The sequence below is a fragment of the Pseudomonas sp. NPDC087615 genome (assembly GCF_044743445.1).
In the GTDB taxonomy this organism is placed as follows: Bacteria; Pseudomonadota; Gammaproteobacteria; order Pseudomonadales; family Pseudomonadaceae; genus Aquipseudomonas; species Aquipseudomonas baetica_A.
On the sequence record NZ_JBIUWM010000011.1, the window covers coordinates 81,901 to 107,624 of the forward strand.

At 60.3% G+C, this 25,724-nt stretch carries 25 protein-coding genes; 13 read left to right on the forward strand and 12 right to left on the reverse strand.

The window, feature by feature from the left end; genetic code table 11:
• The first annotated feature begins 68 nt into the window (after positions 1-68).
• From ACIOU6_RS08115 to ACIOU6_RS08125, 3 genes are all read left to right on the forward strand, one after another.
• Entirely contained in the window at positions 69-1,829 is a 1,761-nt protein-coding gene (locus tag ACIOU6_RS08115; RefSeq protein ID WP_221734369.1) for an ATP-binding protein, read from the forward strand.
• Positions 1,829-3,160: a sigma-54 dependent transcriptional regulator gene (locus tag ACIOU6_RS08120; protein WP_221734370.1), complete on the forward strand. Its 1,332-nt coding sequence runs from the start codon at positions 1,829-1,831 to the stop codon at positions 3,158-3,160. Before ACIOU6_RS08115 ends, ACIOU6_RS08120 begins: the two co-directional genes overlap by 1 nt.
• 322 nt (positions 3,161-3,482) lie before the next feature.
• Positions 3,483-4,802 (forward strand): MFS transporter, encoded by a 1,320-nt coding sequence (locus tag ACIOU6_RS08125; protein ID WP_221734371.1) that lies wholly within the window; start codon positions 3,483-3,485, stop codon positions 4,800-4,802.
• Between the two features lie 144 nt (positions 4,803-4,946).
• Here ACIOU6_RS08125 and ACIOU6_RS08130 read toward each other — a convergent pair whose 3' ends face one another.
• Positions 4,947-5,705: a hypothetical protein gene (locus tag ACIOU6_RS08130; RefSeq protein WP_221734372.1), complete on the reverse strand. Its 759-nt coding sequence runs from the start codon at positions 5,703-5,705 to the stop codon at positions 4,947-4,949.
• 341 nt (positions 5,706-6,046) lie between these two features.
• Here ACIOU6_RS08130 and ACIOU6_RS08135 point away from each other — a divergent pair, with 341 nt between their 5' ends.
• Both ACIOU6_RS08135 and ACIOU6_RS08140 read left to right on the forward strand, forming a co-directional pair.
• Positions 6,047-6,457: a heme utilization protein gene (locus tag ACIOU6_RS08135; RefSeq protein WP_401135259.1), complete on the forward strand. Its 411-nt coding sequence runs from the start codon at positions 6,047-6,049 to the stop codon at positions 6,455-6,457.
• 254 nt (positions 6,458-6,711) lie between these two features.
• Complete coding sequence (locus ACIOU6_RS08140) at positions 6,712-7,341, forward strand: flavin reductase family protein (RefSeq protein ID WP_221732047.1); 630 nt, start codon at positions 6,712-6,714, stop codon at positions 7,339-7,341.
• A gap of 4 nt (positions 7,342-7,345) precedes the next feature.
• On the opposite strand, the gene ACIOU6_RS08145 is transcribed toward ACIOU6_RS08140, so the two are convergent.
• Positions 7,346-7,588 carry a hypothetical protein gene (locus ACIOU6_RS08145; protein WP_221732048.1) on the reverse strand — a complete coding sequence of 81 codons (243 nt, stop codon included), beginning with the start codon at positions 7,586-7,588 and terminating at the stop codon, positions 7,346-7,348.
• 43 nt (positions 7,589-7,631) lie between these two features.
• Entirely contained in the window at positions 7,632-7,985 is a 354-nt protein-coding gene (locus ACIOU6_RS08150) for an antibiotic biosynthesis monooxygenase family protein (RefSeq protein WP_221732049.1), read from the reverse strand.
• Positions 7,986-8,321: 336 nt separating this feature from the next.
• On the opposite strand from ACIOU6_RS08150, the gene ACIOU6_RS08155 reads away from it, so the two are divergent.
• Positions 8,322-9,251 carry an AraC family transcriptional regulator N-terminal domain-containing protein gene (locus ACIOU6_RS08155; protein WP_401135264.1) on the forward strand — a complete coding sequence of 310 codons (930 nt, stop codon included), beginning with the start codon at positions 8,322-8,324 and terminating at the stop codon, positions 9,249-9,251.
• Between the two features lie 141 nt (positions 9,252-9,392).
• Here the strand turns inward: ACIOU6_RS08155 and ACIOU6_RS08160 are convergent, their stop codons facing one another.
• A complete protein-coding gene (locus tag ACIOU6_RS08160; RefSeq protein WP_401135266.1) occupies positions 9,393-10,841 on the reverse strand; it encodes an aldehyde dehydrogenase family protein in 1,449 nt (482 codons plus the stop codon).
• On the reverse strand, positions 10,841-12,478 hold the full coding sequence (locus ACIOU6_RS08165; protein ID WP_221732051.1) for a 5-guanidino-2-oxopentanoate decarboxylase: 1,638 nt from the start codon (positions 12,476-12,478) through the stop codon (positions 10,841-10,843). The genes ACIOU6_RS08160 and ACIOU6_RS08165 overlap by 1 nt, the downstream gene beginning before the upstream one ends.
• A gap of 146 nt (positions 12,479-12,624) precedes the next feature.
• Here ACIOU6_RS08165 and ACIOU6_RS08170 point away from each other — a divergent pair, with 146 nt between their 5' ends.
• Complete coding sequence (locus ACIOU6_RS08170) at positions 12,625-13,506, forward strand: LysR substrate-binding domain-containing protein (RefSeq protein ID WP_221732052.1); 882 nt, start codon at positions 12,625-12,627, stop codon at positions 13,504-13,506.
• A 122-nt stretch (positions 13,507-13,628) separates the two neighbouring features.
• Here ACIOU6_RS08170 and ACIOU6_RS08175 read toward each other — a convergent pair whose 3' ends face one another.
• Together ACIOU6_RS08175 and ACIOU6_RS08180 are read right to left on the reverse strand one after the other, a co-directional pair.
• On the reverse strand, positions 13,629-14,243 hold the full coding sequence (locus tag ACIOU6_RS08175) for an NAD(P)-dependent oxidoreductase (protein ID WP_221732053.1): 615 nt from the start codon (positions 14,241-14,243) through the stop codon (positions 13,629-13,631).
• 45 nt (positions 14,244-14,288) lie between these two features.
• Positions 14,289-15,167, reverse strand: a complete 879-nt coding sequence (locus ACIOU6_RS08180) for an MBL fold metallo-hydrolase (RefSeq protein WP_401135271.1) — start codon at positions 15,165-15,167, stop codon at positions 14,289-14,291.
• A gap of 114 nt (positions 15,168-15,281) precedes the next feature.
• On the opposite strand from ACIOU6_RS08180, the gene ACIOU6_RS08185 reads away from it, so the two are divergent.
• Positions 15,282-16,187, forward strand: coding sequence for a LysR family transcriptional regulator (locus ACIOU6_RS08185; protein WP_221732055.1), 906 nt, complete (start codon positions 15,282-15,284; stop codon positions 16,185-16,187).
• A gap of 120 nt (positions 16,188-16,307) precedes the next feature.
• The gene (locus tag ACIOU6_RS08190; protein WP_221732056.1) at positions 16,308-16,484 is read left to right on the forward strand and encodes a hypothetical protein; all 177 of its coding nucleotides are present in this window, start codon (positions 16,308-16,310) and stop codon (positions 16,482-16,484) included.
• 56 nt (positions 16,485-16,540) lie between these two features.
• Here ACIOU6_RS08190 and ACIOU6_RS08195 read toward each other — a convergent pair whose 3' ends face one another.
• On the reverse strand, positions 16,541-17,425 hold the full coding sequence (locus ACIOU6_RS08195; protein ID WP_339434067.1) for a helix-turn-helix domain-containing protein: 885 nt from the start codon (positions 17,423-17,425) through the stop codon (positions 16,541-16,543).
• Positions 17,426-17,602: 177 nt separating this feature from the next.
• On the opposite strand from ACIOU6_RS08195, the gene pobA reads away from it, so the two are divergent.
• The gene (pobA, locus tag ACIOU6_RS08200; RefSeq protein ID WP_401135276.1) at positions 17,603-18,796 is read left to right on the forward strand and encodes a 4-hydroxybenzoate 3-monooxygenase; all 1,194 of its coding nucleotides are present in this window, start codon (positions 17,603-17,605) and stop codon (positions 18,794-18,796) included.
• 79 nt (positions 18,797-18,875) lie between these two features.
• The gene (locus ACIOU6_RS08205; RefSeq protein ID WP_401135279.1) at positions 18,876-20,393 is read left to right on the forward strand and encodes an MDR family MFS transporter; all 1,518 of its coding nucleotides are present in this window, start codon (positions 18,876-18,878) and stop codon (positions 20,391-20,393) included.
• Positions 20,394-20,513: 120 nt separating this feature from the next.
• Here ACIOU6_RS08205 and ACIOU6_RS08210 read toward each other — a convergent pair whose 3' ends face one another.
• The 4 genes from ACIOU6_RS08210 to ACIOU6_RS08225 all read right to left on the reverse strand — a co-directional run bounded on the left by ACIOU6_RS08210 (position 20,514) and on the right by ACIOU6_RS08225 (position 24,411).
• Positions 20,514-21,362, reverse strand: coding sequence for a cache domain-containing protein (locus ACIOU6_RS08210; protein ID WP_401135281.1), 849 nt, complete (start codon positions 21,360-21,362; stop codon positions 20,514-20,516).
• Positions 21,363-21,499: 137 nt separating this feature from the next.
• A complete protein-coding gene (locus tag ACIOU6_RS08215) occupies positions 21,500-22,354 on the reverse strand; it encodes an ATPase (RefSeq protein ID WP_221732061.1) in 855 nt (284 codons plus the stop codon).
• A 116-nt stretch (positions 22,355-22,470) separates the two neighbouring features.
• Entirely contained in the window at positions 22,471-23,463 is a 993-nt protein-coding gene (locus tag ACIOU6_RS08220) for an NAD(P)-dependent oxidoreductase (protein ID WP_221732062.1), read from the reverse strand.
• A gap of 54 nt (positions 23,464-23,517) precedes the next feature.
• On the reverse strand, positions 23,518-24,411 hold the full coding sequence (locus ACIOU6_RS08225; protein ID WP_401135285.1) for a LysR family transcriptional regulator ArgP: 894 nt from the start codon (positions 24,409-24,411) through the stop codon (positions 23,518-23,520).
• 95 nt (positions 24,412-24,506) lie between these two features.
• Here ACIOU6_RS08225 and ACIOU6_RS08230 point away from each other — a divergent pair, with 95 nt between their 5' ends.
• Together ACIOU6_RS08230 and ACIOU6_RS08235 are read left to right on the forward strand one after the other, a co-directional pair.
• Positions 24,507-24,908, forward strand: coding sequence for an ACT domain-containing protein (locus ACIOU6_RS08230; RefSeq protein WP_221732064.1), 402 nt, complete (start codon positions 24,507-24,509; stop codon positions 24,906-24,908).
• Positions 24,909-24,913: 5 nt separating this feature from the next.
• Positions 24,914-25,516, forward strand: a complete 603-nt coding sequence (locus ACIOU6_RS08235; RefSeq protein WP_221732065.1) for a LysE/ArgO family amino acid transporter — start codon at positions 24,914-24,916, stop codon at positions 25,514-25,516.
• The last annotated feature ends 208 nt before the right edge of the window (positions 25,517-25,724 follow it).

Consider the following 25,724-nt stretch of genomic DNA (forward strand, 5'->3'; position numbering starts at 1 on the left):
GATCAGCGCGCCGGTCCACGCCCGCCCATGCTATCGTGCCCGCCCGACCTGCCACCCGTCTGCCCAGCATGCTGCCGACTTCCCGTACTTTGCGTCTGTCGTTGTATACCCTGCTGATCATCGCCGGTGCCGCGCTCGCGGCCACTCTGGCCATCCGCCACGCCGAACGGCAGGCGCTGGAGGAGGACGCGACCCGCGCCAACCAGCAACTGGCGTTGTACGCCAATTCATTGCACACCCTGATCGACCGCTATCGCGCCCTTCCCGATGTGCTGGCGCTGGACCCGCAATTGCGGTCGGCACTGGCCGGCCCGGTCGATGCCGAGGAACAAGCGGCCCTTAATCTGAAGCTGGAAAAGATCAACGGTGCGGCGCAGTCCTCGACCCTGGAACTGCTCGACCACACCGGCCTCGCCGTGGCTGCCAGCAACTGGCGGCTGCCGAGCAGTTACGTCGGCCACAACTACGGTTTTCGCCCCTATTTCAGTCAGACCCGTACCCAGGGCAGCGGGCGTTTTTACGCCGTGGGCGTGACCAGCGGGATTCCCGGCTACTTCCTCTCCAGCGCGGTGCTCGGCGATAACAATGAGTTCCTGGGGGCGATGGTGGTCAAGCTGGAATTCCCCGAACTTGAACGCGAATGGAGCCAGGGCAACGACACGCTATTGGTCAGCGATGCACGCGGCATCATTTTCATCGCCAACCAGCCCGGCTGGCGCTATCGCTCGTTGCGACCGTTGAGCGCCAGCGATCTGGCCGAGATCAAGGCCACCCGTCAGTACGACAAACAGTCGCTGGTGCAACTGACCCATCTGTCGCTACGCCTTTTCGATGACAACAGCGAACTGCGCCGGGTCGAAGGTCCGCAAGGCACAGCAGATTATTTGTGGGAATCGCTGCCGCTGGCCGCCGAAGGCTGGACGCTGCACCTTTTGCGTCGCCCGCAAGTGGCGTTCGAAGACCTGCGCAACGCCGGGCTCGCCGCTGCCGGCGTGTGGCTGGCGCTGGTGTTTCTGCTGCTGTTTCTCAACCAGCGCTGGCGCCTGTCGAAAATCCGCCAGCGCAACCGTGAAGAGCTGGAGCAACTGGTCGAGGAACGCACTCGCGAGTTGCGCACCGCACAGGACGGTCTGGTGCAATCGGCCAAACTCGCGGCATTGGGCCAGATGTCCGCCGCACTCGCCCACGAAATCAATCAACCGCTGACCGCTCAGCGCATGCAACTGGCAACGCTGCGCCTGCTGCTCGACCATGGCCGGGTCGATGACGCCTATAAGGCACTCAAACCGGTAGACGATATGCTCACGCGCATGGCCGCCCTCACCGGCCATCTGAAAACCTTCGCCAGAAAAAGCCCCGGCGGTTTGCGCGAGCGCCTGGATCTGGCGACGGTGGTTGATCAGTCCCTGCAACTGCTCGATGCGCGGCTGCGCGACGAACAGGTCAGTCTGGTGCTGCACCTGACGCGTCCGGCGTGGGTACGCGGTGATGCGATCCGTCTGGAACAAGTGCTGATCAACCTGTTGCGCAACGCGCTCGATGCGATGCAGGGCAAACCGTGCAAGCGTCTGGAAATCCGCCTGCAGGCCGATGAGCAACTGTGGCAACTGAGCGTCAGCGACAATGGTGGCGGCATCGCCGCAGAGCATCTGAACCAGGTATTCGATCCGTTCTTCACCACCAAACCGGTGGGCGACGGTCTGGGTCTGGGCCTGGCGGTATCCTTCGCGATCGTCCATGAGTCCGGTGGACGTTTGAGTGTGGAAAATGGCGAGACCGGTGCGGTGTTCACCCTGTCTGTGCCGATCGATCTGGAGGCACATATCTGATGCTCAACTCGGTAATGGTGGTTGATGACGAAAGCAGCATTCGCAGCGCAGTCGAGCAGTGGTTGAGCCTGTCGGGCTTTGAGGTGCAACTGTTCAGCCGCGCCGAAGAATGCCTCGCCGCACTGCCCGCGCACTTTCCCGGAGTGGTCCTCAGCGATGTGCGCATGCCCGGTCTCAGTGGTCTGGAACTGCTGGCCGAGGTGCAGCGCCGCGATGCCGACTTACCGGTGATTCTGCTCACCGGTCACGGCGATGTGCCGATGGCGGTCGAAGCGATGCGCGACGGCGCCTACGACTTTCTGGAAAAACCGTTCAGCCCGGAAACATTGCTCGGCAGCCTGCGCAGGGCCTTGGAAAAACGCAGGTTAATCCTGGAAAACCGTGCCCTGCACGAGCAGGCCGACAACCGCGCCAAACTCGATGCGACGTTACTCGGCGTGTCCCGTGGGTTGCAGACGTTACGCCGGCAGGTACTGGATCTGGCAGCGTTGCCGGTCAACGTGTTGATTCGCGGCGAAACCGGCAGCGGCAAAGAGTTGGTGGCGCGTTGTCTGCACGATTTCGGCCCGCGTGCGGACAAGCCTTTTGTGGCGCTGAACTGCGCAGCGATTCCTGAACAGCTGTTCGAAGCCGAACTGTTCGGCCATGAGAGCGGCGCGTTTACCGGGGCGTCCGGCAAGCGCATCGGCAAACTCGAATACGCCGATGGCGGCACGCTGTTTCTCGACGAAATCGAAAGCATGCCGCTGGCCCAGCAGGTGAAGTTGCTGCGAGTGTTGCAAGAGCAAAAGCTTGAACGACTGGGGTCGAACCAGAGTATCCGCGTGGATTTACGGATCGTCGCGGCGACCAAACCCGACTTGCTCGATGAAGCCCGTGCCGGACGCTTTCGCGAAGACCTGGCGTATCGCCTGAACGTTGCCGAGCTGCGTCTGCCACCGTTGCGGGATCGCCGCGAAGACATTCCCTTACTGTTCGAGACCTTCGCACAAAATGCCGCTCTGCGTCTGGGCCGAACCTTTGCATCCTTGAGTGGTGCGCAGTTGAGTCATCTGCTCAGCCACGACTGGCCGGGCAACGTGCGCGAACTGGCCAACGTTGCTGAACGTCAGGTGCTGGGGCTGGATGAGCCGGCACCGGGAATTGATCCGGGGCAGTCGCTGGCAGCGCAGCAGGAGGCGTTTGAAGCGCAGTGCTTGCGCGCCGCGCTGACCCGGCACAAGGGCGATGTGAAAGCGGTGCTGGAAGAGCTGCAGCTGCCGCGCCGCACGTTCAATGAAAAGATGCAGCGGCATGGGCTGACTCGGGAGATGTTTGTTCAAGGCAGCTGAATTTTGCAGTGCCGGTTCGGGCCACTTCGCGAGCAAGCCCGCTCCCACAGTGGTCGGTAGTGTTCACACCTTCTGTGTTCAGCACAAAACCCTGTGCAAGCGTGGCTTGCCCGTGAAGAGGCCGGCACAGGCAATAAAGATCTACCCGCCTGAATGAGCAATTTTCCGCTCACCACCCACCAGCCATAAGCGGATTTCCGCTCAACAAACCCCGCTCCCCCCTCTAAACCGGCCCTCTCCCCGTTGGCACAGCTCCTGCTATAGCCCCAACAGGCTGCGTTTACACGCGCTCCACAAAAACAATTAAACGAAGGATCCTTCAATGGATAACTCCAACGCCCTGCCTCTTGGGTCGGCTGCCGTGCCGGTCAAAGAACGAACCACCGCCAGCCGGATCAAGTCGATCTTCAGCGGTTCCGTCGGCAACATGGTCGAGTGGTACGACTGGTACGTCTATGCCGCCTTCTCGCTGTACTTCGCCAAGACCTTTTTCCCCGCAGGCTCTTCCACCGCGCAACTGATGAACACCGCCGCGATCTTCGCCGTGGGCTTCCTGATGCGCCCGATCGGTGGCTGGCTGATGGGCCTGTACGCCGACAAAGTCGGGCGCAAGAAAGCCCTGATGGCCTCGGTTTACCTGATGTGCTTTGGCTCCTTGCTCATCGCCCTCAGCCCCAATTACGAAACCATTGGCATCGGTGCACCGATCCTGCTGGTGTTTGCCCGTCTGCTGCAGGGCCTGTCGGTCGGCGGTGAATACGGCACCTCGGCCACCTACCTGTCGGAGATGGCGACCAAGGAACGTCGCGGTTTCTTCTCCAGCTTCCAGTACGTGACCCTGATTTCCGGCCAGCTCATCGCGCTGGGCGTGTTGATCGTGCTGCAACAAACCCTGACCACCGAGCAGTTGTACGCGTGGGGCTGGCGTATTCCGTTCGCCATCGGCGCGCTGTGCGCAGTCGTTGCGCTGTACCTGCGTCGCGGCATGGAAGAAACCGAGTCGTTCACCAAAAAAGAAAAAGCCAAGGAAAGCGCCATGCGCACCTTGATGCGTCACCCCAAAGAACTGTTGACCGTGGTCGGCCTGACCATGGGCGGCACACTGGCGTTCTACACCTACACCACCTACATGCAGAAGTACCTGGTGAACACCGTCGGCATGAGCATCTCCGACTCGACCACCATTTCCGCGGCCACGCTGTTCCTGTTCATGTGCCTGCAACCGATCATCGGTGGCCTGTCGGACAAGATCGGTCGTCGTCCGATCCTGATCGCCTTCGGCGTGCTCGGTACGATCTTCACCGTGCCGATCCTGATGACCCTGCACACCATTCAAACCTGGTGGGGCGCGTTCTTCCTGATCATGGCGGCGCTGATCATCGTCAGCGGCTACACCTCGATCAACGCCGTGGTAAAAGCGGAATTGTTCCCGACTGAAATCCGTGCGCTGGGCGTCGGCCTGCCGTACGCACTGACCGTCTCGATCTTCGGCGGCACTGCCGAATACATCGCGCTGTGGTTCAAGAGCATTGGCATGGAAAGCGGTTACTACTGGTACGTGACCGCGTGCATCGCCGTGTCGCTATTGGTGTACATCACCATGAGAGACACCCAGAAGCATTCGCGGATCGTGACGGACTGATCGGGTTTCACAGCCACTGCAACGGTGGCTGTGCTGGCACCTTCGCTGGCAAGCCAGCCCACAGGGTTAGGTGGTGAACACAGCATTTGTGACCACCACCGACCACTGTGGGTGCTGGCTGCCAGCGATTGTCGCCACTCGGTATCAAGTCAACTCAGCGCTAGCGTCTTGTTTGCCATAACGCTTCTGCGCATAAGAAGCCCCCACAATCATCGCCAGCAGAATCCCTGCCAGCACCGCCGACGACCCAATGGTGCCGAAGTCCAGCCCACCCTTCTCATGAGACTTGGTCATCAAGTCGCCCAGCGTTGCGCCAAACGGCCGCGTCAATACGAACGCCACCCAGAACAACAACACCGTCGAAATCTTCGTGAAGTACTTGAGCAGCACCACCACAGCAATCGTCGAGCCGATCAGCAATGCGCCACCGGCAAAACCAAGCCCCGAATCGTCGGCCAGGTAATCCCCCAGCGCGGTGCCCAGGGTGTTGGAAAACAGAATCGCCATCCAATAGAACATCTCGCCACGGAAGGTCTGCACCTTGCTGACATTGAGCGAGTCACCGCTCAGTCGCCACGCCGAGAAGATCGCCAACAGAATCGCGATCAGGATCATCGAACCGGTGGCGTAACCCAAATCCAGCGTGCGGTCCATGAAGTCGGACATGGTGGTGCCGGCGGTGCTGGTGGACAAAATCACGATCCAGTACAGCAGCGGCTTGTAGGTCTTGGCCATCAATTGCGTGATCAGCGTCAGGACGAACACGCTGATCAGAATCAACGAGCTGATCGCGTAGCCGACATTGAGGGTCATCGACAGCAGATCCCCCGCGGTTTCCCCCAGGGTCGTCGCGCAGATTTTCATGACCCAGAAAGCCAGGGTGATTTGAGGCAGTTTATTCATCGCGGGTAACGCTCCAATGTGTGACGGCCGGTTCTTGGTTTTCTGGCCGTGGGCAGACTCGCGTTGCAGCGGTGAAAAAGCGGTCGGTAAATCATGAAAAATCTGTCACAAACGGCAAAACAGCGATTAATCGCTGATTAATCCTGGCGCTGCATCCTGCTGCTACCTGATCGATGACCCGCGCGACGTTTGCTTCAACGACGTAAGCGATTTAAAAGCGCCGCCCTTAACATCAAGTTAATCGATTGTTTTTAGCATTATTTTGCGCTTTTTAATCAATTTTATTGGCGTAACATTCAACCCATGCAAGACACACCCCCAACGAATCTGGAGTAACGAACATGAAAACCAAACTGATCCTCGCCCTGACCCTGTCCGTACTGGCCGCCAACACCTTTGCAGCCGACGGTTTTGATCGCGCCGGCTCGGCCATTGCCGCCGACGGTTACGTCCGCACCGGTTCCGTCACCGTCGCTCAAGACGGCTACGACCGCACCGGCTCCGCCACCGTCGCTCAAGACGGCTACGACCGCACCGGCTCCGCCACCGTCGCCCAAGACGGCTACGACCGCACCGGCTCCGCCACCGTCGCTCAAGACGGCTACGACCGCACCGGCTCCGCCACCGTCGCCCAAGACGGCTACGACCGCACCGGTTCCGCCACCGTCGCCCAAGACGGCTACGACCGCACCGGCTCCGCCACCGTCGCCCAAGACGGCTACGACCGCACCCAATCCGCTTCGATCAGCTGATAATTCATTAACCAGCGCACAGCCCGGCTTCGGCCGGGCTTAGTCATTTCTGGGGCAAACAAAATATAAGGTTCCACACAAAAAACCTGTGGGAGCGGGCTTGCTCGCGAAGGCGTCCGTTCAGTCAATACTGATGGCAACTGACACGACCTCTTCGCAAACAAGCCCACTCCACAAGATTTGCATTTGTCTGGAAATTGCATCACCCGGCTTGCACTATTGCCCCTACCCAATGCACTCCAGGATCCCAAGCCATGCCCGATGACATCCATTTCTACGAACCCGCCCACGGCCACGGCCTGCCCCACGATCCGTTCAATGCCATCGTCGGTCCGCGCCCTATCGGCTGGATTTCTTCGCAGGATGCCAACGGCCAGTTGAATCTGGCGCCCTACAGCTTCTTCAACGCCTTCAACTACATTCCGCCAATCATTGGTTTCTCCAGCGTCGGACGCAAAGACAGCCTGAACAACATCGAACAGACTGGCGAATTCGTCTGGAACCTCGCCACCCGCCCGCTGGCCGAGCAGATGAACCAGAGCTGCGCGATGGTTGCGCCTGAGGTCAACGAGTTTGAATTGGCAGGCCTGACGACAGTCGCGTCAAAGGTGATTTCCGTGCCACGCGTCGCCGAAAGCCCGGTGTCCTTCGAGTGCAAGGTCACGCAGATCATTCAGTTGCAACGTGCCGATGGCGAGACAGTGCCGAGCTGGCTGATTCTGGGCGAAGTGGTCGCCGTGCATATCGCCAAGTGGCTGTTGAAGGATGGGATCTACGACACCGCCGCGGCAGAACCGATTCTGCGCGGCGGCGGGCCGGCGGATTATTTCCAGCTGGGGCCTGAAGCCCTGTTCAAGATGTGGCGACCGGGGGCGGCCAAGTAACGGATTACCAGATCAGCTCGGCGTCTTCAGTGACGCCCTTGAGGCGATCCAGCTCATTGATGGCGGCGTCATCGGCGGCGATGGCGCCGGGGAACACCTGATCAGCCAGCAATTTGTGAAAGCGCGGTGCACCGCCATCCACCAGGGCCTTGACCGCGATTGCCGCGTAATAACCCTTGTTGCCACCCAGTTCGACGGGGACGACTGCGGATACTGCTTCGAAGTGTTCGAACTCTTTACGTGCCATGTCGCAAGTCCTGGCTCAGTCAATTAAGCCGGACATTAAACCCTCAACCGGCGAGTTTGTGTACCGGTGCCGAACACTGGCCAAGGGCCTGGGCTGCCGAGACATCCTTGAAGGTGTGGAAATCCAGACTGTTGACCACCAGCTCCTGCACCAACTCGGCGAAGATTTCCATCGACGGGCTGCTGAAATACGCGGTCATCATCTGCTGATTGCTCCAGAAACCGCAGACCAGCCACAACTCGGGATCACACTGCGAATGCTGCAAGGCAAAGCTCAGGCAACCGGGCGCGGCGCGGGACGGTTCGATCAATGCGCTCAGGCGCACACCGAGTTCCGCCGAGCGTCCGGCGCGCGCTCGAACGAAGGCCATATGACTGACGGGAATCTGCTTGGACATGTTCAACCCTCCCAGGGAGTCGCGTGGCAGCCGGGGACGGGCTGCGACAGGATCCAAGATTATGGGTCGAGCGCCAGAGGCCGTTAGTCGATTCCTGCCGTCGCGTTGCACAATCCTGCGAGACTGCGCGTTGTCGCTGCAACAGTCTGCAAAACCTCGTCACATGGCTGTCACATGCGTTTCAAGCAAGTTCCACGCTGTGCGTCCCGCTATGGCTGGGAACATGAGCAACACCGTGCAGAATCAGGCAAGCATTTCGCAGAATGTGTCTACCGTTCACACTTGCACAAACATATGCTCTGCTCCATTCCACATCCCTTGCCGAGGATGCCGTGCATGACGTCATTCGATCCGATTCAAGCCCCACTCGACGCCGACATGGAAAAGCAACGCGCTGAACTGGCGGCGATCATTCGCCGCAACACCACCGACGATGGCAGTTACGCCACGGCCATCGGCTCGCTGTTCATGTCGCGCCACACAAAGTCCCATGACTTCGCACCGGTGCTGGCACAACCCGCCCTGTGCATCATGGCTCAGGGTCGTAAAGAAGTGCGACTGGTCGACGAGTTCTTCAATTACGATCCGCTGAATTATCTGGTGGTCTCGGTCTCGATGCCGTTGAGCGGGCGCGTGGTCAACGTGTCGCCGCAAGATCCGATCCTCGCCGTGCGCCTGGACATCGACCCGGCTGAGATCACCGCACTGATCGCCGACGCCGGACCGCTCGGTGTGCCGACCCGGCCGACCGGACGCGGCTTGTACGTTGAAAAAATCGACAGCGCGATGCTCGACGCGGTGCTGCGTCTGGCCCGATTGCTGGATGCGCCAAAAGACATCGCCATGCTCGCGCCGCTGATCCGTCGAGAGATTCTCTATCGCCTGCTGCGCAGCCCGCAGGGCCATCGACTGTATGAAATCGCGATTGCCAACAGTCAGAGCCACCGCATCAGCCAGACCATCAAATGGCTTAACGGCAACTTCGAGCAACCGCTGCGCATTGATGATCTGGCCAAGGCAGTGAACCTCAGCGTGTCGACGCTGCACCATCGTTTCAAAGCGATGACGGCGATGAGCCCGTTGCAGTATCAGAAGCAATTGCGCCTGCAAGAGGCGCGGCGTCTGATGCTGGCCGAAGGGCTGGAAGCGTCGGCGGCAGGGTATCGGGTGGGGTATGAAAGCCCGTCGCAGTTCAGCCGTGAGTACAGCCGCTTGTTCGGCGCGCCGCCGTTGCGGGATCTGGCGCGGTTGCGTCTGTCCGTCTGATCCAGAGTTTTTACTGTGTTCGCTGCCCTCATCGCCAGCAGGCTGGCTCCCACAGTGGTGGTGTCCACAACATCTGTGTTCACTACGAACTCCTGTGGGAGCTAGCCTGCTAGCGATGGCGTCAGTCCGGGCCACTCAATTTCAGAGCGCCCGGATCACATGCTTGATCTCCTGAAACGCCGCCAGGCCCCACGGCCCCAATTCGCGGCCGATGCTGCTCTGTTTGTAACCGCCCCACGCCGTCTGCGGGAAGATCACCTGCGGCGCGTTGAGCCAAACGAGCCCCGCTTGCAGGGCGTTGGCGACCCGGTCGGCGGTCTCGGCTTGACGCGTCACCACACTGGCGACCAGACCGAATGGACTGTCGTTAGCCAAGGCGATCGCCTCGGCCTCACTGCTGAAACGGCGCACGCACAGCACCGGGCCGAAAATCTCTTCACACCACAACGCACTGTCGAGGGGCACGTCGGTGAATACGGTCGGCTGCAAAAAATAGCCGCGCGGCAGATCCGCCGGACGATGGCCGCCGCAGATCAGCTTCGCCCCGGCACTCAACCCACGGTCGATGTGACCGAGCACACGCTGGTACTGCGCCTGATTGACCAGTGCGCCCATTTCCACGTCCGGGTCGAACGGCTCAGCCACGCGGATTTTTTCCGCGCGCGCCTTCAGGCGCACGAGAAAATCATCTGCCAATTCATCGGCGACCAACACCCGGCTGGTGGCCGAGCACATCTGCCCGGCGTTGAAGAAACCGCCGCCACAGGCCAGTTCGACAGCCAAATCAAGATCAGCATCTTCGAGCACCAGCAGCGAAGATTTACCGCCCAGCTCCAGGCTAACGCCCTTCACGCTTTCGGCGGCGCGCTGCATCACTTGCACACCGACAGCGTTGCTACCGGTGAAGGAAATCTTGGCGATACGCGGATCCGCCGACAGCGGCGCCCCCACGGCCATACCGGTACCGCAGACCACGTTGAAGACGCCTTTGGGCAGGCCCGATTCAGCGATGATTGCCGCCAGTTCCAGCTCCGGCAACGGCGTGACTTCCGACGGTTTGAGCACCACACAGCAACCGGCGGCCAGGGCCGGCGCAAGTTTCCAGGCAGTGGTGACCATCGGAAAATTCCACGGCACGATCAGCCCGACCACACCGCACGGTTCGCGGCGTAGACGTGCGCTGAAATCATCGCTGGGCAGCGGCACATCAGTGTCTTGTTTCGCGTCGAGGCCCTCGGCCAGTTCCGCGTAATACTCGAAGGTGGCGATCACGTCGTCGACATCGATGCCCGCTTCGAATTGCGGTTTGCCGTTGTTGCTCGATTGCAACTTCATCAAGTCCTCGCGACCATTGCGCACGCCGTTGGCGATGTTGCGCAGGATCACGCCGCGTTCGGCGCCCGTGGTGGTCGACCAATTCTTGAAGGCTTCGGCGGCCACGGTCACCGCGTGATCGACGGCCCGCTCATCACCGCCATTGACCGTGGTCAGCAGCGCTTCGGTGGCCGGGTTGATCACGCGCAAATGCTCGCGACCGGCTGACCATTGGCCGCCGATGTAGAGGCCGTCGAGTGTGGTTGGAAAACTCATCATTTGGCCACCGCCTGCATCCATTGATGCTGGTCGATTTCGATCACGCTCGGCCCCTGACGATCCGTCGCGGCGCGCAGCGCACCACGCAATTGCTCAACCGAGCTGATCGCCTCGGCTGCACAGCCCAACGCCTTGGCCACACCAATGAAGTCCGGGGTGTAGATATCGACGCCGACCGGCTCGATGGCGCGGTTGACCATGTATTTTTTGATCTCTTCGTAACCCTGGTTATTCCACAGCAGGACGATCACTGGCGTGCGCGCTTCGACGGCGCTGGCCAGTTCCGGCAGGGTAAATTGCAAACCGCCGTCGCCGATCAGGCACACCACTGGCGGGCGCGCACCTTTGTCGCAGTGACCGCCAAGCCATGCACCGATGGCCGCCGGCAAGGCGTAACCGAGGGTACCGTAACCGGTCGACGAGTTGAACCAGCGGCGCGGACGCTCCGGATTGAAGGTCAGGTTGCCGGTGTACACCGGTTGCGTGGAGTCGCCGACGAACACCGCGTCCGGCAATTCGTACAGGACGGTTTCGAGGAAACGCGTCTGAGCCTGGGTCGGTGCATCCCAAGTGGCGGCCAGTTCTTCGCGCAGACGTGCCGCACGCATCTGGCCCCAATCGTTGCGGCGCTCGGCCAATGGTTTGTGCGACAACGCGCTGAGCAGTGCTTGTGCCGCGTTGCGCGAATCGGCGACCAACGCGACATGTGGCGGGTAGTTGCGCACCGTCTGATCGGCATCGATATCAATGCGCAGCAGCTTGCCGGGAATATCAAACCCGCCGGCGAACGTGACGTCGTAATCGGTCTCGGCCAGTTCGGTGCCGATCGCCAGCACCACATCGGCATCGGCGACCAGTGCGCGAGTGGCAACCAGGCTTTGCGTCGAGCCAATCAACAGCGGATGACTGGACGCCAGCATGCCTTTGGCGTTGATGGTCAGCGCCACTGGCGCGTCGAGCAACTCGGCCAGTTCGGTGAGTTCAGCGGCAGCATCAATGGCACCGCCTCCAGCGAGAATCAATGGACGCTGGGCGCCGGCCAGCAGTTCGGTCATGCGGCTCACGGCGGCCGGCGCAGCACCGGCACGGTCGACATTGACCGGGACGCTGGCGAGCAAGTCATCGGCCTCCTCGACGAGCACATCCAACGGGATTTCGATATGCACCGGACGCGGTCGCCCGGCCTGAAACAGCGCAAAGGCGCGCGCCAGCACCACCGGCAACTCAGCGGCCGACATCAGCGTGTGGGAGAACGCCGCAACGCCGCCGACCAATGCGCTCTGGTTCGGCAATTCATGAAGCTTGCCACGCCCGCCCCCCAACTGACTGCGCGACTGCACGCTGGAGATCACCAGCATCGGAATCGAATCGGCGTAAGCCTGGCCCATCGCCGTAGTGATGTTGGTCATGCCGGGGCCGGTGATGATGAAGCACACACCCGGTTTACCGCTGGTGCGGGCGTAGCCGTCGGCCATGAACCCGGCGCCCTGCTCATGCCGAGGGGTGACGTGGTTGATGCTCGAACGGGCCAGCCCGCGATACAGCTCCACGGTGTGTACCCCGGGAATGCCAAACACCTGCTCGACCCCGTAACCTTCGAGTAACTTGACCAGTACTTCGCCACACGTCGCCATGTCGATTGCCCTTTATATTCAGTTGAAACACAGGGCCCTGGGTGGGAGCGGGCCGTGGAATGGGCTCATTGAACGGGCGGCAGGTAGCGGCAACAATCGATTAAAAGTCATACTAGCCATGTCCTCACGTCATACCTTGGATCCCAATGAAGCGATTGCCCCCCCTGCCCGCCCTGCACACCTTTCTGATCACTGCGCAGTGCTGCAACTTCACCCGGGCGGCCGAGCAGTTGCACATCACCCAAGGAGCGGTGAGCCGACAGATCGCCGGGCTTGAGGATCATCTGGGTTATGAGTTGTTCATTCGTCAGGCCCGTGGCCTGGCGCTGACGAGTGAAGGTCGTGAATGGCTGCCACGGGTGGAGAAAATCTTCACTCTGATCAGCGAAGGTACCGAGCAGATCGGGCTCAAGCGCCAAACCCTGCAAATCAAAGCGCCAAGTTGCGTGATGCGCTGGCTGGTACCGCGTCTGTTGCAATGGCAGAGGGAACGCCCGGACGTGCCGGTCAAACTGACCACCACACTGGCCCACGGCGTTGACTTCCAGCGCGAGCCATTCGATGCGGCGGTGATTTATGGAGCGCCGCCGGACAACTCCACCACAGCTCTGCATCTGTTTGATGAGCAACTGACACCGGTCTGTTCGCCCGCATTGTTGAAAGGCCCTCCGGCGTTATCCGCCCCGTCCGATCTGCAACATCATCTGCTGCTGCATCCGACCCCCGACACTCAGGACTGGACGGTGTGGCTGACGGCCGCCCATCTGCAATTGAGCAATGAGTACATGGGCCAGCATTTCGAGACGCTGGATCAGGCAATGTCGATGGCGTCCCACGGGACGGGTGTGGCGATCGGGGATTGGTCGCTGATCGGCGATGACTTGCGTGCCGGACGACTGGTGATGCCGTTCGAGCTGAAGGTGAAGACGGGGTTGGCGTATTACGTGGTGTTGCCGCAAGGCGGGGAGCCATCACCGAAGCTGGAAGAACTGATGATCTGGCTAGTGGAGCAGGCCCACACCCGCTGAACACCCTAATCGAATGTGGGCGCGGGCTTGCTCGCGAAAGCGGTGTATCCGTCACCCAACATGTTGACTGATACTCCCTCTTCGCGAGCAAGCCCGCTCTCACATTTGTTCTGCGCTGTTGCTTAGTAACCGACCGTAAACCGCTGACGCGAATGCTTCGGCGCCTCAACTTCGTCGATCAGCGCAATCGCGTAATCGGCAAACGTGATCCAGCTACGACCTTCGGCACTTACCAGCAAGTGATCCTTGCCGACTCGAAATGTGCCCGTGCGCTCACCTTCGACAAACTCCGCCGACGGCGACAGGAACGTCCAGTCCAGTTCCATCTCCTGACGCAGCGCATCCAGAAACTCGGCACCGGCGCTGGCTTCGACTTTGTACTCTGCCGGAAAACCAGCGCTGTCGATCACCCGCGTGTCGTCCGGCAGCAATAGCGAACCGGCACCGCCAACCACCAGCAGACGCTTCGCCCCCGCCTGCTTCACCGGCCCGACAATCGCGCTGGCCGGCACCGTGGTGAAGTGCGCGGCGGTGATGACCACGTCGTGACCGGCAACGGCATCTTGCAGCGCCGCCGAATCCAGCACATCGACATTCTTGCTGGCCACACCGGCACGGGCGCCGATCTTCGAGGTATCGCGAGCGATGGCGGTGACGCTGTGGCCGCGGCGCAGGGCTTCTTCCAGCAATTGGCTACCGGCACGACCGGTGGCACCAATGATTGCGATCTTGCTCATGACATTCTCCAGTTGGCTTGAGAGTGCTGCGTTTTCAGCGTTGGGTTACCACTGCATCTCGCCCTTGGCGACTTTGGCGCTCAGCTCCAGTGAGCTTTCTTCACCCAGTTTCGGGTAGCGCTTTTTCATCGCGGCGATCAATGCGGTGGAGTCTTTGGCCTTGGCGGTTTCTGTGTCGAAAGCCTTAATGTAGTCGGCGGTGAATTTCACGCTGGCCAACGAACGGCTGCTGTCACCGAGGTAGTGACCCGGCACTACGATTTTCGGCTTCAGGGTTTGAATCGAATGCAGGGTCTGGAGCCAGTCGGCGTGGGATTGCGCGGTCTGGGTATCGGCCATCCAGACGTGGATATTCTCGGCGACAACCACACCACCAACCACAGCCTTGAGCGACGGAATCCACACAAAGCTGCGATCCGGTTGCTTGCCGTCCAGCCCGATCACCTGCAATTTCTGCCCTTCCAGCATCAGGCTGTCGCCCTTGAGCACGCCCGGCACAATGGTTTTAGCCGGTACGTCGGCGCCCATTTTCGGCCCCCAGAACGCGAGTTTGCCGGCGACGGTTTGATTGATGTGATCGACAGTCGGCTGCGAAGCCAGCACCTTGGCGTCAGGAAAGGCTTTGGTCAGGGTATCGAGGCCGAAGTAGTAATCCGGATCACCGTGGCTGATGTAAATGGTGGTGAGTTTTTTACCGCTGGCGCGGATCTTTTCGACGACTTGCTCGGCCTGGGATTTACCAAACTGCGCGTCGACCAGGATCGCGTCCTTTTCGCCACTGACCAGTACCGAAGTCACCGGGAAAATGGCTTGAGTGCCAGGATTGTAGACATCGAGGGTCAGGTTGGCAGCAGCGGCATGCGCGGCGAAACCGAGGGTGGCAGTGGCAAGCAAAACGCGTTTGAGAGTGGTGAAGCCGATCATCTGTTGCTCCGGTGTCCGAATGCCGTGTCTGGCGATGGGACAGAGCTTAGTTGCCTGAGTCAGTACAAAAAATGCGATGCTTGGACATAGTTTGTTTCTGAAAGCGGGCAAATCATGGATCGTCTCCAAGCAATGAGGGTGTTCGTCACGGTGGTGGATCTGGGCAGCCAGTCAGCGGCGGCCGATCATCTGGACCTTTCACGCCCGGTGGTTTCGCGTTATCTGGCGGAACTGGAGGACTGGGTCGGCGCACGTCTGATGCACCGCACCACGCGCAAGTTGAGCCTGACCGCCGCCGGCAGTGAAATCCTGCCGCGCTGCCGGCAGATGATCGAGCTGTCGACCGATATGCAGGCCGCTGTCAGCGAGCCCCACGATGCACCCCGCGGGTTGCTGCGGATCAGCGTCAGCACCTCGTTCGGCCAGGCACAACTGGCCGACGCGATGGCCGCCTACGTCAAGCGCTACCCCGGCGTCAGCATCGATATGCAGATGCTCGACCGCACGGTGAATCTGGTGGATGAGCGTATCGATCTGGCGATCCGCACCAGCAATGATCTGGACCCGAACCTGATCGCCCGACGCCTGACCGTTTGCCGTTCGGTGGTCTGCGCAGCTCCCGCGTACCTTCAGGAACATCCGGCGCCGCAACGGGTGGAAGAACTGAATCAACACAACTGCCTGACCCACTCGTATTTCGGCAAGAGCCTGTGGCATTTCCAAGAGGATGGCGAACCGGTTTCGGTGCCGGTACAGGGCAGCATCAGCGCCAACGAGGCCAGCACATTATTGCGCGCGACGCTGGCCGGCGCGGGGGTCGCGATGCTGCCGACCTATCAGGCTGGGGTGCATATTCATGCGGGAGAGTTGATTCGCTTGTTGCCCCACGCCGAACCGCGGCAGATGAACATCTACGCGGTCTATGCCTCGCGCAAACACATGCCGGCGGCGCTGCGCAGCATGCTGGATTTTCTGGTACTCAGATTCCCCGAAAACCCGGCGTGGGATATCGACCTGTAACCCCGGTCATAACGGCTCTGAATGTCACGATAGATGCGCAAACGCTGGGGCTGGCAAGTCCCCACCGCTGACCTATGCTCAAAGTAATACCCAAGGGTATTCGGTCAGAGGTCGGACACCATGAACATCAAAACAAGAAGATACCTCGCAATTTTCATCACCTGCGCCGCCACACTGGCGTTGTACGGCACTGCAGCCTGGCGGGTCGAGCAACTGCGACAACTGCCTCGGGAATACGCCAGTTGCAACGTGGAGCACTGCATTCCGCACAATGCCACGCTGAGTGCGTTGCGTTGATGTAACAACGCGCAAACGCGGCCCGCTCCCACACAGGGATTGAGGTGTTTACAGGTTTACTGCTCGGCCTTCAGGCGGTCGCGGAAAGCCTTTGGCGAAATCCCCACCCGCCGCCGGAACAGGCGCGTGAAGTTGGTCGGATCGGAAAACCCCAACAACTCCGACATCTCGTAAATCGTCATGCTGGTGTACGTCAGCAAGCGCTTGGCTTCCAGTAACTGACGCTCGTGCATGATCTGCAACGCCGGCTGCCCCGCCAGTTCACGGCAAGTGCCGTTGAGGTGTGACACCGAGATCCCCAACCGATGCGCCAGGTCTTCGACCTTCACATGCTGGCGGTACGTTTCTTCCACCAATTGGATAAAACCGTTGAGGTATTCGCGCTGGCGCTGCGGCCGCTGGCTGGCGTTATGGCGCACGATCGCCTGACGACTGACCCAGACCATGATCACGCTGACCAGCGAATGCATGAGCATTTCCCGCGCCGGTTGGTGGCCGTTGTACTCGGCCTGCAACGCGGTAAACAGGCTGTTCAGATAATCGCCGTCCTTGCCCGCCGAATAGCTTTCAGCCAGGGCCAGGGCGTGTACCGAATCGCCCAGTTGCGCCTGCAAATGATGGATCAGCGGCGTGGCGAGGGTGACGATAAATCCTTCGACGTCCTCGGAAAAACGGAAGCCGTGCACCGACAGCGGTGGCAGCACCTGAATCGCGGGCGTGTGCAGTTGTGTGCGTTGACCTTCGATTTCAAGCTCTGCCTGACCTTTGAAGACGAAGAGCAATTGGCACAAATCGGCGTGGCGGTGGGGTTTGATTTCCCATTGATGTTCGCGACTGCGTGAGGAAATGGTTTCACAGTGCAGCAAGTCAGGGGTTGGCCAGTCCAGGCTTTCACCGTAGAGCTTGAACACCGGAATCGAAGGCAGCTCAGGCTTGTTCATCACTTCAATCCAGGCCTCGGGGTAGTGGGCGATAATCGCACCGATTGGCAGAATGTACAGGTATCGGCTCAGTTTTCACCTTCAATTGACAGACCCGCAAGGGAAAAATGCAAGCACTCGATCCATAAAAATCATTCAACGGCCTTGGCCGTGTGAAGCTTGCGAGTCATAAAAACAATGAAAACGCTGAAAACCCAAGTCGCCATCATCGGCGCAGGTCCATCCGGATTGCTCCTCGGCCAGTTGCTGCACAACGCTGGCATCGACACCCTCATCCTCGAACGCCAGACACCCGATTATGTCCTCGGCCGCATCCGCGCCGGTGTGCTTGAACAAGGCATGGTAGAGCTGTTGCGCCAGGCTGGCGTGAGTCAACGGATGGACGCCGAAGGTCTGGTTCACGGTGGTTTCGATCTGGCGCTGGACGGGCGCCAGGTGCACATCGACCTGCACGCGTTGACCGGTGGCAAAACCGTGATGATCTACGGCCAGACCGAAGTCACCCGTGACCTGATGGCCGCTCGTCGGGACGCGGGCGCACCGACGATTTATCAGGCGAGCAATGTCGTTCCTCACGGCATGAAAACCGACGAAGCCTTTGTCACCTTTGAAAAGGACGGCGAAACCTGGCGCGTCGATTGTGATTACATCGCCGGTTGCGACGGTTTCCACGGCGTCGCCCGGCAGTCGATTCCGGCTGACTGCCTGAAAGTCTTCGAACGGGTTTATCCGTTCGGCTGGCTGGGGATTCTGGCCGACACGCCGCCGGTGCATGAAGAACTGGTTTACGCCCGCCACGAACGCGGCTTCGCCCTGTGCAGCATGCGTTCAACGACGCGTACCCGTTATTACCTGCAAGTGCCGGCGGATGAAAACGTCGATGACTGGAGCGATCAGCGCTTCTGGGATGAACTGAAGTCCCGCCTGCCCATGGCGCTTGCAGAACAACTGGTCACTGGGCCGTCGATCGAGAAAAGCATCGCGCCGTTGCGCAGTTTTGTGGTCGAACCGATGCAACACGGACGGATGTTTCTGGTCGGCGATGCCGCGCACATCGTCCCGCCTACCGGCGCCAAGGGTTTGAATCTGGCGGCCAGCGATGTCAGCACACTGTTCAATATTCTGCAGAAGGTTTATCGCGAAGGACGCGTCGACCTGCTCGATAAATATTCCGAAATCTGCCTGCGTCGGGTGTGGAAAGCCGAGCGATTTTCCTGGTGGATGACGTCGATGCTGCATCGCTTCGACGATCACGATGATTTCAGCCAGCGCATCAGCGCCTCGGAACTGGACTACTTTGTCAGCTCGCAAGCGGGGCGAAAAACCATTGCAGAAAATTACGTCGGACTTCCTTACGAGGCTATCGAATAGCTTCCTACCGACTTAAACTGGCAAGCCTCCCCGCTTGCCAGGTCATTTGCGGGATTTTCACTGCCCGCAGGTGTTGTCCGTGCCCCATCTCAATCATCCTGAAACGCCCAAACCGGCCATTCGCAGCGTGCTGGTCGCGCTGATGATGGCGATCTTTCTTGGCGCACTGGATCAGACCATTGTCGCCGTGTCGATGCCGGCCATTTCCGCTCAATTCAAAGACGTCAACCTGTTGGCCTGGGTGATTTCCGGGTACATGGTGGCGATGACCGTGGCGGTGCCGATCTACGGCAAGCTCGGTGATTTGTACGGCCGGCGCAAACTGATGCTGTTCGGCATGGGCCTGTTCACCCTCGCCTCATTGTTTTGCGGCATGGCGCAAAGCATGGAGCAACTGGTGCTGGCGCGGATTCTCCAGGGCATCGGGGCCGGCGGGATGATTTCGGTCAGTCAGGCGATCATCGGCGACATCGTGCCGCCACGCGAACGCGGACGCTATCAGGGTTACTTCAGCAGCATGTACGCGGTGGCCAGCGTCGCCGGGCCGGTGTTGGGCGGCTACATGACCGAGTACCTGTCGTGGCGATGGGTGTTTCTGATCAACCTGCCGCTGGGCCTGGGCGCTTATTGGGTGGCGCGGCGTAACCTGCGCGGCCTGCCGATCCCGCAGCGCAAACCGATCATCGATTACCTCGGCACATTGCTGATGATCATCGGCCTGACCGCCCTGTTGCTCGGCATCACCCAGGTTGGTCAGGGTCATTCGTGGCGCAGCAGCGAAGTGCTTGGGCTGTTCGTTTGCGCGGTGCTGGTGCTGTCGCTGTTTGTCTGGCATGAACGCCGCGCGCGTGAGCCCTTGCTGCCGATGCACCTGTTCGCCAACCGCAACGCCCTGCTGTGCTGGTGCACGATTTTCTTCACCAGTTTCCAGGCGATTTCGCTGATTGTGCTGATGCCGCTGCGCTTTCAAAGCGTCACCGGCGCCGGGGCCGACAGCGCCGCGTTGCACTTGCTGCCATTGGCCATGGGCCTGCCGATCGGCGCCTACTTTGCTGGGCGTCGCACCTCAGTGACCGGGCGCTACAAGCCGCAGATTCTGACCGGCGCGATGTTGATGCCGATCTCGATCCTGGGCATGGCCTTCAGTCCGCCAGAGGCCACTTTGCTTAGCGGCTTGTTCATGTTGCTCAGCGGGATTGCCGGCGGCATGCAGTTCCCTACCTCCCTGGTCGGCACGCAGAACTCGGTGGCGCAACGCGACATTGGCGTGGCCACCAGCACCACCAACCTGTTCCGCTCGCTCGGCGGCGCGGTGGGCGTGGCGTTGATGTCGGCGCTGTTACTGGCATTTTTACAGGACTCCAGTTTCGCCCATCTGGCGAGCAGTTCGCTGATGAGCGAGGGGCATTCGGGCAATGTGTTGCTTGATGGTTTGAAAGCGGCGCCGGGTGATGCTCGGAACGCTTTGCGCGCGGAGCTTTCGGTGACCTTCCGGCATTTGCTGTGGGTCAGTGCGGCGGTGTCGGGGCTGGGGCTGACGGCGGCGATTGCGATGCCGAACAACTTGCTGCGCGGCAGAGAGCACGGCACCCAATAGCAGCCATACCAGAGAACCCTTTGGGAGCGGGCTTGCTCGCGAATGCGCAGTGTCAGTCGACAACAATGCTGGATGACACACCGCTTCGCGAGCAAGCCCGCTCCCACAGGATCTGGGTGATCAAGGGCTGTAGTAACCGACCGCTACCAGAAAATGGCCGACCTTCTTCAGGTAGGCGTGCTTGTCCTCGACCTTGCCGGTCACCGGGTTTTTCCAGCGGTATTCGTATTCGCCATCATCCTGTTTGGCAATCAGCGCCAGTATCGGCTCACCCACCGGTTTGCCTTCCGGGTCCTTGACCTTGCTGAAGTCGGTATTGATCAAGCGCAGATTGGTGCCATGGGCGACATAGCGCCGGGTATCGAGGTCGACGACAAACACATACAGGTCATCCTGCAAATAGCCGCCCTTGAGCGAGTTGATCGCCGTCAATGTGCCCTTCTCGTCTTTGCCCAGATCGGTAGCAGCCTTGTTCAGCAACGCCATCGCCTGCTCCGACGACGCCCGCGGCAGGTAATAACCGACCGCCAGAATCCGTTGGCCGATGCGCTGGTAAAACACATGCTTGCGCTCGACCTTGCCATCCGACCAATTCTGCCAACGGTACTCGGCTTGCTGGATGCCGTTGCCCTCCGGCACTTTCAAGGCATTTTTGAAGGCTTTCTGCAGGTCAGGCCCGAGCACCTCGCTCACATCACGGCCGATCAACGCCGACGAGGGCCCGCCGCTGGCGAGCATGACGCCCTTGGTGTCGAGCACAAACACATAGCGATCCTTGTCGACAAACTCGCCCTGGCGACTGAACGCGGCGAACGCCTTGTCGCCGTTGTCGTGGTAGTAGGCCAGTGCTTTTTCCAGCAAGGCGATGGCGGCCTGGCTGTCATCCTTGGCAGTGGTCGCGGCGTTGGCCTGGCCGAATCCGGCCAAGAGCATCACGCCGAGCCAGGCCACTTTATGCAAAAAACCCATAGCGCATCCCTCGTTCTTGTTGGTGTTTCAAGAGCGTAGACGGCTTGGGATGATGTAGGGATATTCAGAAGGTTTCTGGAGATTACACCGTGTTGTGGCGAGGGAACGTGCCCACTCGCCACACGTTTGATCAGGCTTTAAGGCCGGGCATTGATCTGCTGCTGCAAGTTCTGGATCTGCGCCTGAAGCGTGTTGATGTTGCGGGTCATCTGGCGACGGAACGCATCGAACTCGGCGGTATTGGCGGCACTTTGCGGTGCTGCCGGGCGGTTCTCCTGTTCGCTTTTGAGGACCACGATTTCCTGCTCCAGACGATCAATCGCCGCGCTCGGATTGCCCTGTTTCTTCAGTGCGGCGATGTCCGCGCCGAGGCTCTTGAACTGCGCATCGAAACCCTTGAGCTGGGCGTCGACCTTGCTGGTATCGGCCGGGGCGTTTTTCAGCGTGGTCAGCTCTGCGCTCAGGGCTTTGACCTGCGCCTGTAACTGGCTGTTGGCGTTTTGTTGCTCGGTGGTCTGGGCGCTCATCTGCGCCAGACGCTTGTCCAGCTCACTGGTCTGGCCGGCAACGCCCTGCTGCTGTTTGCTCTGATCGAGCAACTTGCCTTCCAGTTGCTTGATCTGCAACTTCAACGCTTCGCTGTCGCTGGTGACGTTGGATTGACTGGCGACGACCTTGCCGGAAATATCTTGCAGGCGCCCCGCGGCTTCTTCGCTGATGCGCGCGAAGCTTTCCTGGGTTGCGACCAGTTGCTGCTCCATCAGCGAGATCTGCTGAAAGCTCCACCAGGCAAGGCCGATGAAGGCGAAAAACAATGCGCCAACCAGCGCCCACAAAGGCCCGGTGCTCGCCGCTTTGACCCTGACCACGGGCGGCGTGCGCGAGTGCACGGAGGTGCGGGCGGTGGTCGGAATGTCATCGTCGTCGAAAGTGTCGGCACGCAGGCTCGGTACATCATCGAAATCGTCGTGGGCATCATTACGCATGGACATTGAGGCAACCTTTGTGAAACGCGGTGATGGCAGATTGGGGCGAAGTATAAACCCCACAGCCGCAGGGATTGACCCTCAACCTGTAGTGCGGTTCATTGCCGGTCGGCCGATTCGTTTCAACGAATGTCCTGAGCTTTCCACCAACCGCAGAACTCGTCGAGGGCGGTCCACAGACTGACTTTCGGATCGTAGTCCAGATAATGCCGGGCGCGACTGATGTCGAGGGTGAAATTTTTGTTCATCACTTGCATCCCCAGCCGCGACAGCGTCGGCTCCGGACGTCCCGGCCAGAGCTTGCACGCCCCTTCATTGAGCGCGGCCACGCTGTAGGCCAGACCGTAGGAGCGATACCGGGTGACCTCTGGGATCTCCATTTTGCGCATCACGTAATTGACCACATCCCACAGCGGCACCGGCGTACCGTTGCTGATGTTGTAGGCCTTGCCCAGCGCGGAACCGGCGGCCAGCAAACTGCTGAGCATGGCTTCGTTGAGGTTTTGCACGCTGGTGAAATCGACCTTGTTCAGGCCATTGCCAATGATTGCCAGACGGCCCTTGCGCTGCATGTTCAACAGGCGCGGGAAGATGCTCATGTCGCCGGCACCGGTGACGAAGCGCGGGCGCAGGGCGATGGTTTCCAGACCGAATTCCTGCGCGCCGAAAACCTTTTGCTCGGCCAGATATTTGGTCGCCGCGTAGTGATGCTTGAAGCGCTTGGGCACTTGTTCTTCGGTCAGGTTCAGGTGGTCGCGGCCATCGAAGTAGATCGACGGTGACGACAAATGCACCAGCCGTCGAACCCGTCGCTTCAGGCAGGCCTCAACAACGTTTTCGGTGATCTGCACGTTACCTTGATGAAAATCCTGATAGCGACCCCACAGCCCGACGGCACCGGCGCAATGCACCACGGCCTCGACGTCGGTGCAGAGTTCGCGCACCAGATCCGGGTCAGTCAGATCGCCGGGGACAAACTCGGCGCCACGGCGTACCAGATGCTCGACGCTCTCGGCCCGGCGGCCGTTGACCCGCACATCCAGGCCCTGCTCCAGAGCGAAACGCGCAAAGCGTCCGCCAATGAAACCGCTTGCGCCGGTGACCAGAATTTTCATGTAAAGCTCCGCTGTCTTTCGATTTGCCTGATTCGTGTGTCTTGACGCTGGCTGTCAGTCCAACGGCACCAGCCATTGTGGCGAAGATCGCACCAATTGCTCGGTCAGCAAGCCCAGCAACTGACCGCCGTTGCGCCAATGATGCCAGTAGAGCGGCACGTCGATCGGTTTATCTGGCAACAGTTCGCGCAGTACACCGCGTTGCAATTGCTCACGCACTTGCAGTTCCGGCACCAGCCCCCAGCCCAGCCCGGCTTCAGTCAGGCGGATAAAACCTTCAGAGGATGGGCACAAATGGTGCTCGAAACCGCCGTCGACGCCGAGGGAAGCGAGGTAGCGATGCTGAAGGAAATCGTCCGGACCGAACACCAGCGCCGGGGTGCGCGGCAGTTGTTCGGCGCGCACGCCATCGGGGAAATGCCGGGCGATGAACGCCGGGCTGGCCAGCGCGCGATACCGCATGGCCCCGAGCAAGACGCTGCGGGCGCCGGCCACCGGCCGCTCGCTGGCGCAAACACACGCCGCCACTTCACCGGCGCGCATGCGTTTGAGGCCGACGGTCTGATCCTCCACCACCAGATCCAGCAACAAATGCTGTTCAGCACAGAAATCACCCACGGCGTCCGCCCACCAGGTGGCGAGGCTGTCGGCATTGATCGCAATGCGCAGACGCTCGGGTAGACCTTCTTCGTCCAACGCCGGCACGAGGGTCTGCAAATCACGTTCAAGCAAACGTACCTGTTGCACATGGTTGAGCAGGCGCCGGCCAATCTCGGTCGGCGACGGCGGCGTACCACGCACCAGCACGGGTTGGCCGACCCGCGCCTCAAGGAGTTTGATCCGCTGCGAGACCGCCGATTGCGACAGGCCCAACACCTGCGCCGCGCGCTCGAATCCGGCTTGCTCGACCACGGCGGCCAAGGCAGAGAGCAATTTGTAATCGAACATCACTTTTCCTAATGAGCGATCAGTATTATTGGTTTTTCTTATAACGCGTCCGACTGGAGAATAGCCAGCAAGCACTCTCTCTCAAGGACCTTTCCATGGCTGGCGAAACCTCACTCTCGACTCTGCTGCGCAGCATGAGCCCGCAGCTCAACGCCGGCGACTATGTGTTTTGCACCTTGCCCGACGGGCATCTGCCAAATGGCCTGGAGATTGTCGGCTGCTTTCGTGAACAAGAAGGCCTGACCGTGATTGTGCATCGCTCACTGGCCGAGCGGGCCGGCTTCAGTTTCGATTACGTGGCCGCGTGGATCACCCTTAACGTGCATTCGGCGCTGGAAGCCGTCGGCCTCACTGCCGCATTCGCCACCGCACTGGGCAAGGCCGGGATCAGTTGCAACGTGATCGCCGGTTACTACCACGATCACCTGTTTGTCGGTCAGGCCGACGCCGAACGCGCCATGCAAGTGCTGCGCGATCTCGCAGCCAACGCGGAGTGAATCTTATGTGGCAAAGCTATGTGAACGGTTTGCTGGTGGCGTTGGGGCTGATCATGGCGATCGGCACCCAGAATGCTTTTGTACTGGCACAAAGTCTGCGTCGTGAGCATCACTTGCCGGTCGCCGCGCTATGCGTTGCGTGCGACGCGCTGCTGGTGGCCGCTGGGGTGTTCGGCCTTGCCACCGTACTGGCACAGAACCCGACATTGCTGGCGGTGGCGCGCTGGGGTGGCGCGGTGTTCCTGATCTGGTACGGCAGCCAGGCGCTGCGCCGGGCGTTCTCGAAACAGAGCCTGAATCAAGGCGAAAACCAGACCGTGCGCTCGCTGCGGGCAGTGATGCTCAGCGCCTTGGCAGTGACCTTGCTCAACCCGCACGTTTATCTGGATACCGTGTTGTTGATCGGCTCTCTTGGCGCGCAACAATCGGTGCCGGGCGCTTATGTGGTGGGCGCAGCCAGTGCGTCGTTGCTGTGGTTTTTCACGCTGGCGCTGGGTGCGGCGTGGCTCGCGCCGTGGCTGGCTCGGCCGAGTACGTGGCGGATCCTCGATCTGCTGGTGGCGGTGATGATGTTCGCGGTGGCAGGACAATTGATACTCGCTCCGTGATTTATTCCAAAAGGCTCTGGAACCTCTATCCCACACAGTTGTTGCGTGGTTAAGCCGCAACCCCGGTGCTATGATCCGAACCCTGCGCCGCAAAGAGTAAAAACTCGTCGTCGCATTTCTGGCCGCCCGTGATCGGCCTTGCGCTCACCGCAACAGACCTGATTAGGAGAATCATCATGGCTTTCGAATTGCCGCCGACGAGTTTTTA

Coding starts and splice junctions, on each gene's coding strand:
- ACIOU6_RS08115 (WP_221734369.1), top strand. CDS start 69: ATGCTGCCGACTTCCCGTACTTTGCGTCTGTCGTTGTATACCCTGCTG.
- ACIOU6_RS08120 (WP_221734370.1), top strand. CDS start 1,829: ATGCTCAACTCGGTAATGGTGGTTGATGACGAAAGCAGCATTCGCAGC.
- ACIOU6_RS08125 (WP_221734371.1), top strand. CDS start 3,483: ATGGATAACTCCAACGCCCTGCCTCTTGGGTCGGCTGCCGTGCCGGTC.
- ACIOU6_RS08130 (WP_221734372.1), bottom strand. CDS start 5,705: ATGAATAAACTGCCTCAAATCACCCTGGCTTTCTGGGTCATGAAAATC.
- ACIOU6_RS08135 (WP_401135259.1), top strand. CDS start 6,047: ATGAAAACCAAACTGATCCTCGCCCTGACCCTGTCCGTACTGGCCGCC.
- ACIOU6_RS08140 (WP_221732047.1), top strand. CDS start 6,712: ATGCCCGATGACATCCATTTCTACGAACCCGCCCACGGCCACGGCCTG.
- ACIOU6_RS08145 (WP_221732048.1), bottom strand. CDS start 7,588: ATGGCACGTAAAGAGTTCGAACACTTCGAAGCAGTATCCGCAGTCGTC.
- ACIOU6_RS08150 (WP_221732049.1), bottom strand. CDS start 7,985: ATGTCCAAGCAGATTCCCGTCAGTCATATGGCCTTCGTTCGAGCGCGC.
- ACIOU6_RS08155 (WP_401135264.1), top strand. CDS start 8,322: ATGACGTCATTCGATCCGATTCAAGCCCCACTCGACGCCGACATGGAA.
- ACIOU6_RS08160 (WP_401135266.1), bottom strand. CDS start 10,841: ATGAGTTTTCCAACCACACTCGACGGCCTCTACATCGGCGGCCAATGG.
- ACIOU6_RS08165 (WP_221732051.1), bottom strand. CDS start 12,478: ATGGCGACGTGTGGCGAAGTACTGGTCAAGTTACTCGAAGGTTACGGG.
- ACIOU6_RS08170 (WP_221732052.1), top strand. CDS start 12,625: ATGAAGCGATTGCCCCCCCTGCCCGCCCTGCACACCTTTCTGATCACT.
- ACIOU6_RS08175 (WP_221732053.1), bottom strand. CDS start 14,243: ATGAGCAAGATCGCAATCATTGGTGCCACCGGTCGTGCCGGTAGCCAA.
- ACIOU6_RS08180 (WP_401135271.1), bottom strand. CDS start 15,167: ATGATCGGCTTCACCACTCTCAAACGCGTTTTGCTTGCCACTGCCACC.
- ACIOU6_RS08185 (WP_221732055.1), top strand. CDS start 15,282: ATGGATCGTCTCCAAGCAATGAGGGTGTTCGTCACGGTGGTGGATCTG.
- ACIOU6_RS08190 (WP_221732056.1), top strand. CDS start 16,308: ATGAACATCAAAACAAGAAGATACCTCGCAATTTTCATCACCTGCGCC.
- ACIOU6_RS08195 (WP_339434067.1), bottom strand. CDS start 17,425: ATGAACAAGCCTGAGCTGCCTTCGATTCCGGTGTTCAAGCTCTACGGT.
- pobA (WP_401135276.1), top strand. CDS start 17,603: ATGAAAACGCTGAAAACCCAAGTCGCCATCATCGGCGCAGGTCCATCC.
- ACIOU6_RS08210 (WP_401135281.1), bottom strand. CDS start 21,362: ATGGGTTTTTTGCATAAAGTGGCCTGGCTCGGCGTGATGCTCTTGGCC.
- ACIOU6_RS08215 (WP_221732061.1), bottom strand. CDS start 22,354: ATGTCCATGCGTAATGATGCCCACGACGATTTCGATGATGTACCGAGC.
- ACIOU6_RS08220 (WP_221732062.1), bottom strand. CDS start 23,463: ATGAAAATTCTGGTCACCGGCGCAAGCGGTTTCATTGGCGGACGCTTT.
- ACIOU6_RS08225 (WP_401135285.1), bottom strand. CDS start 24,411: ATGTTCGATTACAAATTGCTCTCTGCCTTGGCCGCCGTGGTCGAGCAA.
- ACIOU6_RS08230 (WP_221732064.1), top strand. CDS start 24,507: ATGGCTGGCGAAACCTCACTCTCGACTCTGCTGCGCAGCATGAGCCCG.
- ACIOU6_RS08235 (WP_221732065.1), top strand. CDS start 24,914: ATGTGGCAAAGCTATGTGAACGGTTTGCTGGTGGCGTTGGGGCTGATC.